Source organism: Brucella sp. IR068, assembly GCF_049065885.1.
GTDB lineage: Bacteria > Pseudomonadota > Alphaproteobacteria > Rhizobiales > Rhizobiaceae > Brucella > Brucella intermedia.
Genome location: NZ_JBAKHE010000013.1, coordinates 94,915 through 109,151, shown reverse-complemented (window position 1 = coordinate 109,151; position 14,237 = coordinate 94,915). Strand labels below are relative to the sequence as shown.

Sequence of the window (14,237 nt, the reverse complement as noted above, 5' to 3'; positions counted from 1 at the left end):
GGCAATCCGGGAACGGGAAGCGGCACGTGGACTTCGAGTGACACGACCCCGCCGGACACGAGTGCGACGACCGTGACGGTTGGTGCGATTGCCGGTGACGGTGTGGTCAATGCCGCCGAGGCGGCAGGCAATGTTGCGGTAACGGTAACGATCRCCAACSCGCCTTCGGATGCTGCGACGACGACGGTGAACGTGCTTGTCGATGGCGTGCCTTATGCGGCAGTTTCCAATGGCGACGGCACATGGACGGCTTCGGTTCCCGGCAGTGCGCTTGCCGGTGCTGCGACGMCGACGGTGACGGCGGAAGTCGTGTTTGCGGAGATGTCGCCATCACCGATCCGGAAGGAGACAATATCCCGACAGCTTCCGGCACGACGGAACCGGGTTCGACGGTTGTGGTGACCTGGCCGGACGGCACGACCTCGCAGGTGACGGCGGATGGCACGACCGGCGCATGGACGGCGACGGCTGTTTTGGCCCAACCCGCTGGTACCGTGTCGGTCGCGGTGACGGACCCGGCAGGCAATCCCGGAAGCGGTTCGGGCGGCTGGACGCCGAGCACCACAACGCCGGGTGCTGCTGATGATCTCGCTGCCGCCAGTGTCGACGTCGTGCCGACAGAAACGGCGGTGGATAATGGAGATGCGACCTATCTGCTGGGCATCGGTATCGGTCTGGGAATTATCGATCTCCAGGCGACGGTCCTCGGTGTTCCTTCAGTCGGGTTCACGATCACGGAGGGACATACTCAGGACCTGACCTTCGCCTTCGGCGGTCTTGCCAATGTCGGCGTGCTGGGCGACTATCAGGTCGTTGTCCAGAAATGGGATGCCTTGACAGGCCAGTGGACCAGCGTTGACGGTTCCGCTACGGGCGGCTCCATCCTCAATATTGGCCTTCTTGATGGTGGTGCCAATGGTGTTGTGATCCCTGACATGGATGCAGGCCAGTATCGCGCCTTCATGGTCTATAATGGTGTGGGACTGTCGGTACTGACCACCATGACCGTAAGTGGTCTGGATCACGACTATATCAACACGAGCATAGTAACCGGCGAAGCCACGGGCAATGTGCTCGACAATGATGGCGGCGCTGCCGCTGCCGGGCATATCGTCACCAGCGTGAACTTCAATGGCACCGATTATCCCGTGGCGGCAGGTCCGGCAGGCACGACGATCATCGGGCAGTACGGACAGCTCGTCATTCATCAGGATGGCAGCTACACCTACACGCCGAATGCAGACGGCACCGCAATCGGCAAGGTGGACCAGTTCACCTATACGCTCCATGATCCGGTGGCGAACACGAATACCCAGGCTATCCTCTATGTCCGTATCGACAGCGATGGACAGGGGCTGGTGTGGAATGACGCCGATCTCGGTGCAGATGCGACCTACAGTGTTGCTGCTACCAATGATGCGACGGAAATCGATATTACGTGGATCAACCCCACGGATACCGCCTACTTCGACCAGGCGCAGCCTTTGATCGGGGCGCTGGGTACCGTGACAGCGAACAGCAATCAGTTCACTATCGGGAGCAATATGGACGCGACCGGTAGTGTGGTTGTTTCGGTCACCGCTGCAGCACTAGCCAGTGGTACGGTCACAATCCAGAAATTGGTTGGCAGTGTCTGGCAGGATGTTAATACCGACAACGCATTCAACGTGGCTGTTGGTGTGCTCGGGAATGTCAAGACGATCGATATCGGCAGTCTGGATCTAGATGCTGGAACCTATCGGGTTCATACGACGCTTTCGGGCGCCCTTGCGGCAATCTCTGTCACGACTGACGTGAACGTCACCCATCTGGATCAGCATGTGATCTCTGGTGATCCGTCAATCAGCGGCAGCTTGGTCGCCAATGATGGTGTCGTCCCTGAAGGCTCGCGGGTCGTAGTTTCAGACGGCGGTACTTTTGTTGACGCAAGCGCAGCGGGCACTGTCATCCATGGTGTCCATGGTGACCTGACCGTCTATAGCAATGGTACATACAAGTATGAGCCGCTGGACACGTTGGCCTATGCCGACCGCGAAGGGACGGACAGCTTCACCTACAAGATCGTGCTTCCGGGCGGTTATGAAACGACGGCGGAACTGGTTGTCCAGCTTCATGACGGCGCGGCCGTAACGTTTACAACGGAGACGGCTGATCCGGTATCGGCAGAGAGTTTCTCGGCGGACACATCAGGCGATGTCGTGGCGCTTGGCGGTCTCGCCGGATCGGATGCTTCGGACAGCTCGCCAGAACCGGCGCAGCATAATCTGTCAGAGGCTCTCCTCCTTGACGACGGCGGCGGTGAGATCGTTCTGCCTTCCAGCGATAGCGAAACGGGCGGAGGCAGCTCTGCCGATGCGGCGGTAAGCAGCACAGATACCGATCTGATAACGGTAGATGAGGGCAGCACGGTGATCGATCCGTTGGCTTATCTGACACCCGATCCGCTGAGACAGGAGGACCCACCCCACTCTGCACATATGGTTTGATCGATCTTCCCTGCCGCCGGCTGGTCGGCGGCAGGGTTTCATCCGAAAATTTTCAGGCTTCGGCCGGTTATAACGGATATTAGATGCATAAAGCCCCGGTCTTAAATCATTTGCCAACCATATTGCTCAGTTCATGCCTTCTGGCGGCGTGCCAGACCACTACAATTGACCCGGCTCCGGGAGACCAGCTTTCTGCCCGGCCAACAAGGAAAGCGGAGGCTCCCCGGCCCCCGTCAACAACGGGTTCCGTTCCCCCAAACCCTGTTGCTGACGGGGGCAATCCTGCTCGAAATCCCGCGCCCGCGATACAGGCTTCAGCGGGGTCCCTAACAATGGAAACTGCCGTTCGGCGTGCCGTCGGCTGGCATCCAGCCGTCGACGAAGCGACAGGCCGGATTTATCAGGCCGACGAACGCATTCGGGCTGCGCAGGCAGGGTACTATCCCAAGCTCAATGCGGGCGTCGCTTCCGGTTATCAGAGCAGCAATAGGGAAGGCTGGCGGCCGAATTTCAATGTCTCGGCGTCGCAGATGCTTTACGATTTCGGCAAGGTTTCCAGTTCGGTCGACATTGAACGGGCCGTAAAGGATATCAGCAATGCTCGCCTTCTTCTCGCTATCGATGATCTATCGCGCGACACTGCCAATGCCGTTGTCGAGGTGCAGCGCTACAGAAGGCTTTCGGCGCTGGCCCAGGAACAGGTGGCAGGGGTTAAAGTCATCGCGGGCCTCGTCAACCAACGCACGGACAAGGGGGCGAGCACCATGTCCGACAAGGTACAAGCCGATGCGCGTGTAGAGTCCGCGCTGGCTACCCAGTTGCAATACCAGTCCGAATTGAACCGCTGGCAGGTGGCTCTCGGAGCGCTGATCGGCGGCGGTTCGCCAAACCCCGTTTCTGGTGAGCCCGGCTGGCTGGGCAAGGCCTGCGATGCTGCAACCCCGGACTGGGAAGAAGTGCCTGCAATGCTGCAGGCCAAGGCGGAGAAGGAGGAGGCTGAGGCGCAACTGGCCGCCAGCCGGGCTGAAGCTCTCCCAACCGTATCCCTTGAGGCGATGACCGGATACGATCTCAACGCGTCGAGGGACGATACACGAAGCAATGATCGCCAGCCGGAATATTCCGTAGGCCTGAATGTTTCGTCGAACCTCTACAATGGCGGCCAGACGACAGCCCGTAAAAGAGCTGCGGCCTATGCACTCCAGTCGGCAGAAGCAGCCATCAGTACCGCCCGCTACGATATCGAGCGCAATCTCATGGAGGCGAGAAGCCAGATTGGTACGTTGGGCCGGTTGATGGGATCGCTGGAATCGCGTGCGAACATGATGGTCAAGACGCGCGATCTTTACCGCGAACAATATCTGGAACTGGGGACCCGAACGCTTCTGGACCTGCTCAATGCCGAGCAGGAATTACATGAATCGCGGTTTCAGATCGCCAATACCGTCCATGATCTGCGGCGGCTCAATATCAGCTGCCTTTATAATTCCGGTAAGATACGCCGCGAGTTCGGCATCAATCCCGCGATGGTGCGAGGAGGCACGGTCAGCCAATGAAACATGGCGAAATCTCTCCCGAAATGGGATCAGTCTTGAGCTTTGAGCCAGAAGAAGACGTACAGGAGCCGAGGTTTTGCCAGGAACGCTGGCTGGAAGCCTTGCGGCTTGTTGCACAATATTACCGACTTCCGCTTTCTGTTCAGGGTGTAAAACTCGCCGCCGCTTCCATAGACCCCAATTCAACTGACGAGATGAAGCTTCATGCGATGGCCCGCCGCATGGGGCTGGGTATCAAGCTGGTCGACCCACAAAATATCAATCTTTCCAACTGGCATGTGCCTTTCATTCTTGAATTGACGGATGGGCAATTGGCGGTTGTTCACAAGATTTCAACGGATAGGGAAGCTGGGGTCTGGCTGAGCGGCGAACAGGGGCTGGAACATGCATTTCCCCTTGATGCTCTTGTCGTCCAAACCCGTCATGTTCTGCTGGCTCGCCCGGCCCGGACTGTTCCTGATGCGCGCGTCGATGCCTATATCAAGCCTTTCGAGGAAAACTGGCTAAGGCGGATCGTCTTTCATGATCTTGGGTCCTATAGCCATGTGCTGGTCGCTTCATTTATCGCCAATGTGCTTGGGCTGACGGGTATCATTTTTTCGATGCAGGTCTATGACCGTGTCATCCCTGCGCAGTCGTTCAATACGCTCTATGTTCTGTTCAGCGGCGTCGTGCTGGCGATTTGCTTCGATTTCATGATGCGTCGCGCACGAATGGGCATCATTGATATGCTCGGAAAGCGTACCGACCTGCAAATGTCAGATGTCGTGTTCGGTCACGCGCTCCGGGTGCGTAACCGGGCCCGACCGACTTCTACAGGTTCTTTCATCGCGCAGTTGCGCGATATTGAACAAGTGCGCGAATTGTTGACCTCAACGACCGTTGCAGCAATTGCGGACCTGCCGTTTTTCCTTCTGTTTCTCGTGCTGTTCTGGTGGCTGGCGGGGCCGTTGGTCTTTATCCCGCTGGCCGCGATCGCAGCCTTGATCTTGCCCGGTGTCTTTCTGCAAAGGCGTCTCCGCCGGCACGCCAATGAGGCCATGCGCGAGTCATCATTACGAAACGCCATGCTGGTGGAAACAGTACAGGGCATAGAAGACATCAAAAGCCTGCAGGCGGAGGATCGCTTCCAACAGCAGTGGAACCATTTCAATGCTGTTACCGGCGAGGCGCAGATCAGGCTTCGTTCCGTTACAAACGGATTGAGCGTATGGACCCAGAATGTGCAGACGGGCGTTTACGCGTTGACGGTATTTATCGGTGCGCCCATGGTCATCAGTGGTGACATAACCACCGGCGCACTTGTCGGCGCATCCATTCTCGGTTCGCGTATGCTGGCGCCGATGGCGCAATTTACGCAGATCGCCGGGCGTTTGCAGCATGCGAGGATCGCAAAACAAGGACTGGACCGTCTTATGCAGATGCCGGTCGACCATCCCGACAGCGAAACCCGGATTCACTGCCCGCATATCAAGGGTTCCTATCTCCTGAAGAACGCGCTCTTCCGTTATGGTGATGAAAGCTCGCCTCCAGCGCTGCTGGTGCGCGACCTTAAGATCGAACACGGTGAGCGGGTTGCTGTTCTCGGACGAAACGGTGCAGGTAAATCCACGCTCCTGCTCGCCCTGTCGGGGCTTATGGACGCAAGTGACGGTGAGGTTCTGCTGGACGATCTCTCCTTGCCGCAGATCGATCCGGCGGACGTCCGGCGCGACATCGGTCTTCTGACACAGAATTCGCGCCTGTTCTTCGGCACATTGCGCGACAATATCACGATGGGTGCGCCTGACGCTTCGGACGATGAGATCCGGCGCGTTCTTGCCATGGTCGGAGCCGATGGCTTTATCCGCAAACTTCCGCAAGGCCTCGAATATCTTGTTCAGGAAGGGGGAAGCGGTCTTTCCGGGGGCCAGAAGCAGGCCATATTGCTGGCGCGGCTGCTGATACGGGACCCGTCGGTGGTGCTGCTCGATGAACCGACATCCACGATGGATGAGGCGACCGAGCGCCATTTCATCCAGCAATTCGCAAAGTGGAGCGCAGGGCGCACCGTGGTCCTCGCGACACATCGCACGCGGGTGCTGGAACTGGTTGAACGGCTTATCGTCGTCGAAAACGGACAGATAGCACTGAACGATACCAAAGAACGTGGGCTGCAGGCCCTGCTCGGCGTAAGCAAGGTCGAAGCCCCGAGAACGGCCCCTGCAGCATCGGCCAGAACATAGGAACTGGCTCTGGTTGGGAGAATGGCGATATGGCAGCCCTTGGCGAAGATTTCGGCGATTGGGTGAACGGGAGTGTCGACGGTGCACGGCTGAAACGTTCGAAGCGTTTTGTCCGGCTTGTATTCCTGTTCTTCGCGGTTCTGCTGATCTGGGCTTATCTGGCTTTGCTCGATGAAGTGTCGACTGGCACCGGCAAGGTAGTTCCAACGTCCCAGGAGCAGGTGATCCAGTCCTTGGAGGGCGGGGTTCTAGCGAAGCTTTATGTTCGTCAGGACGATGTCGTCGAACCAGGCAAGATACTGGCTCAGCTCGATCCAACGGTCACTGAGGCAACGGTACAGGAAAGTTCCGCCAAATACCGTGCTGCGCTGGCCAGTTCCGCTCGTCTGACGGCGGAAGTCAATGGGAGCGATCTGGAATTTCCTGACGAACTGGATGCATTTCCTTCGCTTCAGGCATCAGAGACCAAGTTATATGAAGCGCGCAAACGCAGCCTCAAGGAGTCGCTCGATTGGCTTGCGGAGTCTAAGAAACTGGCGCAGGACGAACTCGCCATCAGCCAGTCGCTGACAAAGATGGGCGCTGCCAGCAATGTGGAAGTCATCCGGCTGAAGCGGCAGCTTGTCGAGCTTCAACTCAAGGAAACCGAGATCCAATCGGACTATATTGTCAAGGCACGTGAGGAACTCGCGAAAGCTAATGCGGACGTGGAATCGCTTTCTTCGGTGATAAGGGGCCGGGCGGACTCGCTTGCGCGGCTGACCCTGCGCTCTCCAGTGCGCGGCATCGTGAAGAACATTGAAGTTTCGACGATAGGCGGTGTGGTTCCTCCCAACGGCAAGCTGATGATTATCGTCCCGCTGGATGAACAGCTTCTCATCGAGGCTCGCATCTCCCCGCGCGACATTGCCTATATCCATCCCGACCAGCCAGCAACGGTCAAGGTCACCGCGTATGACTATGCGATATATGGCAGCTTGAAGGGAAAGGTCGTCAGTATTTCACCGGATACAATTCAGGACGAGGTCAAACCGGAAGAGTTCTACTATCGTGTCTTCATAAAGACCGAAACAGACGCACTTTTCAACAAAACTGGCGAGCGTTTTCCAATCGTCCCCGGCATGGTCGCTACCGTTGACATTCATACCGGCAGCAAGACTGTTATGGATTACCTCATCAAGCCTTTCAACAGAGCGCGGGAAGCACTCCGGGAAAGATAGTTGGCTTGTATTATCCGCGTGGCGAGAATGCCATTTCCCAATGGGCTCGCTGAGTCGTGGGTGTAAACCACCAGTGACTGAATAAGTCGAAATCGGCTTTAAACGGTTTCGTAGAAGCTGTCCCGCATGGAGCGCAGGATGATGACCGCAGAAGCAGCACCGGGATCGACATGACCAAGCGAGCGCTCACCCAAACGAGCAGCGCGGCCCCGTGCGGCCACCATAGAACGGGTTGAATCCGCACCCTTTTCAGCTGCTTCGAGAATTCTGTTCCACATTTCCAGGCTGCTCAAGCCGTGCGTTCGCGCGTCAACAGCCGTTTCCATCGCCGGTATCCATGCATCCAGCATGGTTTTATCGCCACGTTGTCCCTTTCCGCGTTCCTGAATGCCTCGTGTGATCGCCTCGACGATGCCGGCCTGGTCCTCGGCGTCGAGGCTTTCGCGCGGTTTAAGGGCCTTGGAAGCGTGGCGAAATGCCGTCGCATAGAGGGGACCGGTGGAAGCGCCCACGGTGTCGAGAAAAGCGGCTGCAGCTGCGGCGAAAATCTCGGAAGGGAGTATGTGCTCCAAATCCAACTTGGCAAGCGCGCTGTTGATGGCTGAAAAGCCCAGCACCATGGTGATGCCGTGATCCGCATCGCCAATTGCTCCGTCGAGATCGGAAAGTCGTTCTTTTTCCTCCTTCATCGAAAAGGCAATGAGCTGGAACATTCGGCTTAGACGACGCGCTGCAGTTTCCTGCATTTGTACCTCCCAGACAATCTGGAATTCATGTAACCGCCGAAAGCGGCTTTAATCAGTTGACCCGCAGAAAAGCCGTATCGCAAGGATGCGACAAGAGATCGGACAATTCCTGATCGAGGTGCATGACGGATATAGATGCTCCGTTCATGTCCAGCGATGTGCAGTAGTGGCCTACCCAATTGGCTTCGATTGTTATTTGCTTGGCGCTCAGCCGTTGTTCGACGCGTCGGAACAAAATGTAGAGTTCCATCAGCGGCGTTGAGCCGAACGAATTTACCAGTACCGCCACCCGATCTCCCGGCGATGCATTCATCTCACTGAAAATCCGGTCCATGATGTGATCGACAATGGCATCGGCGGACATCATTTTCTCGCGAACAACGCCACGTTCGCCGTGAATACCCACGCCGATCTCCATTTCTTCAGCGCCGATTTCGAAATTGTGGCGCCGTGTCTGGGGCAGGGAACAGGGCTCCAGCGCAACGCCCATCGTAAAGGTTCTTCGGTTGGCCTTGCGCGTCACCGCTTCGCATGCCTCGAGCGACATGCCGCGGTCACACGCTGCACCGGCTGCCTTGAAGATGAAGAAATTTCCCGCTACGCCGCGCCGACCGTCGCGATCCTCCACTGGGGACGACGATATATCGTCTGTTGTCAGAACGGTCCGTGTGGGAATGCCAGCTTCCTGCGCCATTTCGGCCGCCATCTCGAAATTCATGACATCCCCGACATAGTTGCCATAGACGAAGAGGACGCCTTCTCCGCCGGAGGCGGCCTTGGCGCATTCGAGAATTGGGGCAGGGGGAGGCGAGGAAAAGACATTCCCGATGGCTACCGCATCGGCAAGCCCTTTTCCGACATAGCCCAGAAAACACGGTTCATGCCCGGACCCGCCGCCAATCACCAGTCCTACTTTTCCCTGTCGGGGCCCGGTCCGTGCGACGAGCGCGCGTTTCGATCCGTTGATAGGAGCGAGATAGGACCGGTGCGCTCTGGTGGCGCCATCAAGCATTTCCTCCACGACATCGTCGGGACTGTTCAGAAACTTCTTGATATGCGTGCGGTAATGGCTGGACACGTGGGCCGGCTCCGCACGCAGCTTCTGCGAAAGCTTGCTGTCGATTTCAGTCACGCCATCCGCGTTGAGGATACCGCGTCCTGTCGCGGCATCGGTAATCAGAATGTTGATATAACCGCCCCGCAAGGCGGCGAGAATTGCAGGTACTTTGTCGAAACCACCTGCAACTGCGATGCGCATGTCGATGTTGCGCAACCTGTCGAGCGTAATACCGATGGTCCTGTCGTCAAGCGGGCCTGATACAGGCTGTCCATGAGAATCGATGAAGCGCCCGGCGACGACGCCGACGGCATTCTTGGCCAGATATTCCTGTATGGAGACGTTCTCGAAAAAGCCGCTGGTATGAATCGTGGAATTCGGTCGGAGCGAAGAAATACCGAACAACGCCTTGTTCGCGTGGTCCAATGCCTGGAACTGCTCCGCAATAATCGGTTCTCCGACTATTGCTGCCTTGACGTGAGCACTGGATACGATAGCTGGCGCTGTGATGTTGACGAGATGCGCATTTGTCGCCCGTGCCATGGCTGCCGCGCATAATTCGGGGGTGTAAGCGAAACTGGCGCGTGTTCCACCGGTAGCCTGAACGACGGTCACATCCTGCAAATTGGCTATGCGGGTGTTCTCAGCGATAGCGAGGACCGTCCGCCCCCAGGCGACAGCGAGCGTATCCCCGGATTTTAGAAGCTTGGCGATTGCTTGCGCAGCTGCGGTTCCAAGCCGGTCGATAAGCGCCTGCGCGCCGTCATCATTTGGCACTACCAGACAGTCGTTCAATCCGAAATGGCGCTTGAGTTCCTGCGCGATTGCAAGGGAACCGAGGCGCGCGGGTTCGATCGAGATGTTGACGATGCCACGGCTACGGGCATCCGCCAGATAGCTGTTCACGGTAGCCCGCGAAATCCCCATGATTTCAGCGATTTCACCCTGCGTGCGCCCATCTTCATAATAGAGCCAGCACGCCCAAACGTACGGATCGTCACCATAGCGCAGCGGAATGCCGTGGGTCGGTTCCACCTGTCCAATCTTGCTTGCGGTTGTTTTTCCGTTTGGCGCCATGTTCTCTGCACTGAACCTCTTGTTTCCTTCTAAACATATCCAACAAAAGTGCGAAGCGGTTTTGTGTTGGATAATGCGTAAAAACAGAAGATTGAGCGGTTCTGCTGAACCTGTCTTAACCGGACTGCTCTATCGTCGGGTTGCCTGGCAATACAACGGTTTTGCTTGGAGTTTTTTAGAATGCGCGGAAACAGCAGGCCCGGTTCCTGGCTTTACACCGGGCCTGCTGATCGTCGGTAATCCCTACTGGAACCGCACCCGTGCGCCGTCGGAAAGTTCCTTGAGGATAATGGCGCAGGATGTCGCTCCGGCATCCAGAACACCCAGCGACCTTTCGCCAAGACGGCTGGCGCGACCGATCTTCGCCACCAGATCGATCGTCGAATCCCGGCCTTTCTCAGCGGCTAAGACGAGAGCTTCGAGGGCCTCGGCAAATGACTTTCCGGCAGCGGTGGCTTCATCGAAAGCTTCGATGGCAGGCACGAGCGTGTCCAGCAATGTCTTGTCACCGACCTTTGCAGAGCCGATTGACTGGATACCTTCAAGCCCGGCGTGAAGCATGCGGCTGAACGCAGCCGCATCGATATTCTCGATCCCGTCTATTTTTTCCGCAAATTCGGTGAACATCACGCCGTAAAGCGGCCCCATCGAGCCGCCGATCTCGGTCATGAGCACTGTGCCAAGCGTATCGAGAGAAGCGGCCAGTGTCTCGTTCTTCCCCTTCAGTCGTTCGGCGGCCATGTTGAACCCCTTGGCCATGTTGACGCCGTGATCGCCATCACCGATCTTGCCGTCGATCTCGCTGAGATAGGCGCGGTTCTCGACAATCCGGTCGGCCATTGCCAGCACGATGTCTCCGGCTTTTGCGTTATTGAGTGTTTGCACAGGTCTCTTCCTTACAGAATGGTGGTGCAGCGCACTTCCACGTCGAGCAGTTCTTTCAGTTCGTTGTCCAGCGCCATGATCGTCAGCGTTGCGCCGACCATTTCAAGCGAAGTGAAATAATTGCCGATATAAGTGCGATGGATTGTCAGTCCGCGTGCCCGGATCTCGGATTCAATCGTGTCGTTGAGGATATAAAGCTCGTTCAGCGGCGTTGCGCCCAGACCCGAAATAAGCACGGCCACTTCGGTGCCTTCAGCAAGTTCGTGGTCATCGAGCACGATCTGGCACATATCTTTTGCGACTTCGGCTGCGGGCTTGAGCGGCTCCACCCGCACCCCAGGCTCGCCGTGATGCCCGATCCCGACTTCCATCGTTCCCGGCGCGATCTCGAAATTCGGATGACCGACGGCAGGCAGCGTGCATGGACCGAGCCCCACACCGATCGAACGGCAGTTATCGATGGCCTTCTGCGCTGTGGCGCGAACCTCCTCCAGCGCGGCTCCAGTTGCCGCTTTTGCGCCGCCAACCTTCCACATGAAAATCTCGCCGGCAACGCCGCGCCGCTTTTCGCGTTCGTCGGCAGGGGCTGAACAGACATCGTCGTTCGCGACGACTGTCGCAACTTCGATGCCGTCCTTGGCGGCCAACTTGGTCGCCATCTTCACATTCATGTTGTCGCCCGCGTAGTTGCCATAAAGGACGACAACGCCCTTGCCGCCGTCTGCTTCGCGTATGGCATCGTGAAAACTCTTGGCGGTTGGCGAGGAAAACAGTTCCCCCACCGCTACCGCATCAAGCATGTTCTTCCCCGTGTAACCGATGAAAGCGGGCTCATGACCGGAACCGCCACCTGTAACGACACCGACCTTGCCGGCGACGGGGGCATCTTTCGCAGCAATGACACGCGGGTTTTCCGCGAGCCGGACGATGTCGGAATGAGCTTTGACAAAACCCTTCACGGTATCTTCCACGACTTCGTCCGGATTGTTGATGAAGCGCTGCATGATATCTCCTGTAAGATGAATGAGCGCTGGGCTCAAAGAATGGTATAGCCGCCGTCGATCAGGAGATCGGCACCAGTAATCATGTCGGCTCCTGCAGATGCGAGGAATACGGCTGCTGCGGCAATCTCTTCTGGATAGGCAAAACGCCCTGCGGGGATACGCTTCTTTGCGGCCTCGCCCTTTTCACCGGCCCAGGCCTTCTTGCCGAGTTCCGTGAGCACGATGGTCGGTGAAAGTGTGTTGACGCATATTCCATGCTTGCCCCATTCGGCTGCGAAGGTCTTCGACATGCCGATGACGCCGAACTTCGACGCGCAGTAGGCGACGTGTTCTTCAATAGCGACTGTGCCTGCCTGAGAGGCGAGATTGATGATCTTGCCGCCCTTGCCCGCAGCGATCATGGCGCGACCGACCGCCTGAGTAACGAGGAAACTTCCTTTCAGATTATTGGAGATGGTCTTATCCCATTCATCGAGCGAAATTTCTTCTGCGGGAGCCAGATAGACGACACCTGCGCTATTGACCGCAATGTCGATTGTGCCGAACTCATCATTGACCGCTGCGATTGCGTCATTGACCGACTGCTGGCTCGAAACATCGCAAACGAACGGCTTTGCGTTTTCGCCGAGTTCCGCGGCTTTGGCTTTCGCAATATCAGCGCTGATATCGAGCACTGCGACTTTGGCGCCTTTGGCGATGAAAGCTCTGGATATTGCAGCACCGATCCCGGAAGCGCCTCCGGTCACGATTGCAATTTTTCCGGAAAGCGGGAAGTTCAGGTCAATTTGGGGAGCTTGATCGGACATTTTGTGCCTCGGGAGTCTGGTTTGTGAGCCTGGCGGCCCGGCATCCCTATCATGACTTTCACGATAAGTGGCGGGGCCGCCCAGGCAGCGTTACTTGCGGCTTTCCAGGAGCTTGTCGACGTTTTGAGCGGTCACGGGCGTCCATGGAACATTGTAGTTCTTGTTCTTGCCGTCGTTAAACGGCATATCCGGATACTGCGCCCAGATATCGGATTGAGGCTTGTACTCGCCCTTCTTGGCGTGGAAGATCGCAAGGTCGAGAGCGCCTTGTGCCTGCGCATTTGCATCCTGCAGAATGGAAGTCATCGTGCCTTCCTTGACCGCATGCAGTGCATCGGTAATACCGTCGATGCCGGCGATTGCGAAATCACTCACCTTGAGGTTGGCGGCCTTGATCGCCTCGATCGCTCCGAGCGCCATTTCGTCATTCTGGCCGATCACGCCCTTGATCTGACCGGGATGTGCGGTCAGCCAATTCTCCATAAGGGTCTGCGCTTCAGCGCGAGACCAATTCGCAGTCTGGTCTTCAAGAACATTCACGTCCGGGCATTCGGCCAGCGCTTTCTTGTTGCCTTCCAGACGGGAAATCTGTGCGGATTGGCCGATTGGTCCTTCAAGGATGACGACATTTCCCTTGCAGCCGATCTTGTCGAGCACGTCCTTGGCTTCCATATAGCCCGACACCGTATCGTCGGAGCCGACATAGGCCGCGAGCAAATCGGAGTTGACGCGTGTGTTCGAACCTACAACCGGGATGCCTGCGTCGCTGGCGGCCTGAACGGCGGTAGCACCTGCCTCGATATCAATAGGCACGAAGATGATCGCGTCGAACTTCTGCGTAATCATCGTATTGAACTGTTCCTGCTGGACCAGCGCATCATAACGCCCGTCGAATATAGTCAGGTCAACCTCGCCGTTCTTGACCGCCGGATGCTTTTTCAGGGCTTCCGACCAGACCTGCATGAACTCGGCATTCAATCCGTAAGGCGCCGCGCCGATCTTGAGCTTCTTGTCTTGTGCCAGTGATGGCGTAACGATTAGTGCGGACGCCGCAGCGAGCGCGATCAACAGTTTTTTCATTGCAATCTCCTCCTTGTTGATTTGGCATACCGATCAGTATGCCGTTCTTGAAAATGGGGGCGGTGCGGCTAGGCAATTTCCCGTTTGAATTGAAT

The 14,237-nt window shown here is 57.1% G+C and carries 10 protein-coding genes and 1 pseudogene; 5 read left to right on the top strand and 6 right to left on the bottom strand.

The features are described from left to right. The 5 genes and pseudogenes from ACOWVS_RS19150 to ACOWVS_RS19130 all read left to right on the top strand — a co-directional run. Positions 1 to 402, top strand: a pseudogene (locus ACOWVS_RS19150) (hypothetical protein); the annotation flags it as partial. After that, entirely contained in the window at positions 399 to 2,486 is a 2,088-nt protein-coding gene (locus ACOWVS_RS19145) for a BapA/Bap/LapF family large adhesin (RefSeq protein ID WP_420984183.1), read from the top strand. The pseudogene ACOWVS_RS19150 and the gene ACOWVS_RS19145, both read left to right, overlap by 4 nt. 332 nt (positions 2,487 to 2,818) lie before the next feature. Continuing rightward, positions 2,819 to 4,042: a TolC family outer membrane protein gene (locus ACOWVS_RS19140; RefSeq protein ID WP_006471933.1), complete on the top strand. Its 1,224-nt coding sequence runs from the start codon at positions 2,819 to 2,821 to the stop codon at positions 4,040 to 4,042. Continuing rightward, complete coding sequence (locus ACOWVS_RS19135; RefSeq protein ID WP_006469730.1) at positions 4,039 to 6,267, top strand: type I secretion system permease/ATPase; 2,229 nt, start codon at positions 4,039 to 4,041, stop codon at positions 6,265 to 6,267. Before ACOWVS_RS19140 ends, ACOWVS_RS19135 begins: the two co-directional genes overlap by 4 nt. 29 nt (positions 6,268 to 6,296) lie before the next feature. After that, positions 6,297 to 7,487 (top strand): HlyD family efflux transporter periplasmic adaptor subunit, encoded by a 1,191-nt coding sequence (locus tag ACOWVS_RS19130; RefSeq protein ID WP_006469731.1) that lies wholly within the window; start codon positions 6,297 to 6,299, stop codon positions 7,485 to 7,487. 98 nt (positions 7,488 to 7,585) lie between these two features. Here ACOWVS_RS19130 and dhaL (ACOWVS_RS19125) read toward each other — a convergent pair whose 3' ends face one another. The 6 genes from dhaL (ACOWVS_RS19125) to ACOWVS_RS19100 all read right to left on the bottom strand — a co-directional run bounded on the left by dhaL (ACOWVS_RS19125) (position 7,586) and on the right by ACOWVS_RS19100 (position 14,142). After that, positions 7,586 to 8,233 carry a dihydroxyacetone kinase subunit DhaL gene (dhaL, locus tag ACOWVS_RS19125; protein ID WP_006469732.1) on the bottom strand — a complete coding sequence of 216 codons (648 nt, stop codon included), beginning with the start codon at positions 8,231 to 8,233 and terminating at the stop codon, positions 7,586 to 7,588. Between the two features lie 52 nt (positions 8,234 to 8,285). Then, positions 8,286 to 10,367: a bifunctional sugar-binding transcriptional regulator/dihydroxyacetone kinase subunit DhaK gene (locus ACOWVS_RS19120; RefSeq protein WP_006469733.1), complete on the bottom strand. Its 2,082-nt coding sequence runs from the start codon at positions 10,365 to 10,367 to the stop codon at positions 8,286 to 8,288. A gap of 243 nt (positions 10,368 to 10,610) precedes the next feature. Continuing rightward, positions 10,611 to 11,252, bottom strand: a complete 642-nt coding sequence (gene dhaL / locus ACOWVS_RS19115; RefSeq protein ID WP_006469734.1) for a dihydroxyacetone kinase subunit DhaL — start codon at positions 11,250 to 11,252, stop codon at positions 10,611 to 10,613. 11 nt (positions 11,253 to 11,263) lie between these two features. Further along, positions 11,264 to 12,256 carry a dihydroxyacetone kinase subunit DhaK gene (locus ACOWVS_RS19110; RefSeq protein ID WP_025092223.1) on the bottom strand — a complete coding sequence of 331 codons (993 nt, stop codon included), beginning with the start codon at positions 12,254 to 12,256 and terminating at the stop codon, positions 11,264 to 11,266. A 32-nt stretch (positions 12,257 to 12,288) separates the two neighbouring features. Then, on the bottom strand, positions 12,289 to 13,062 hold the full coding sequence (locus ACOWVS_RS19105; RefSeq protein WP_006469736.1) for an SDR family oxidoreductase: 774 nt from the start codon (positions 13,060 to 13,062) through the stop codon (positions 12,289 to 12,291). A 90-nt stretch (positions 13,063 to 13,152) separates the two neighbouring features. Then, positions 13,153 to 14,142 (bottom strand): substrate-binding domain-containing protein, encoded by a 990-nt coding sequence (locus ACOWVS_RS19100; RefSeq protein ID WP_006469737.1) that lies wholly within the window; start codon positions 14,140 to 14,142, stop codon positions 13,153 to 13,155. Positions 14,143 to 14,237: the final 95 nt, after the last annotated feature.

What these genes read in the sequence shown, in the direction of transcription:
- ACOWVS_RS19140 (WP_006471933.1), top strand. Translation starts at nt 2,819, where the DNA reads ATGGAAACTGCCGTTCGGCGTGCCGTCGGCTGGCATCCAGCCGTCGAC.
- ACOWVS_RS19135 (WP_006469730.1), top strand. Translation starts at nt 4,039, where the DNA reads ATGAAACATGGCGAAATCTCTCCCGAAATGGGATCAGTCTTGAGCTTT.
- ACOWVS_RS19130 (WP_006469731.1), top strand. Translation starts at nt 6,297, where the DNA reads ATGGCAGCCCTTGGCGAAGATTTCGGCGATTGGGTGAACGGGAGTGTC.
- dhaL (WP_006469732.1), bottom strand. Translation starts at nt 8,233, where the DNA reads ATGCAGGAAACTGCAGCGCGTCGTCTAAGCCGAATGTTCCAGCTCATT.
- ACOWVS_RS19120 (WP_006469733.1), bottom strand. Translation starts at nt 10,367, where the DNA reads ATGGCGCCAAACGGAAAAACAACCGCAAGCAAGATTGGACAGGTGGAA.
- ACOWVS_RS19110 (WP_025092223.1), bottom strand. Translation starts at nt 12,256, where the DNA reads ATGCAGCGCTTCATCAACAATCCGGACGAAGTCGTGGAAGATACCGTG.
- ACOWVS_RS19105 (WP_006469736.1), bottom strand. Translation starts at nt 13,062, where the DNA reads ATGTCCGATCAAGCTCCCCAAATTGACCTGAACTTCCCGCTTTCCGGA.
- ACOWVS_RS19100 (WP_006469737.1), bottom strand. Translation starts at nt 14,142, where the DNA reads ATGAAAAAACTGTTGATCGCGCTCGCTGCGGCGTCCGCACTAATCGTT.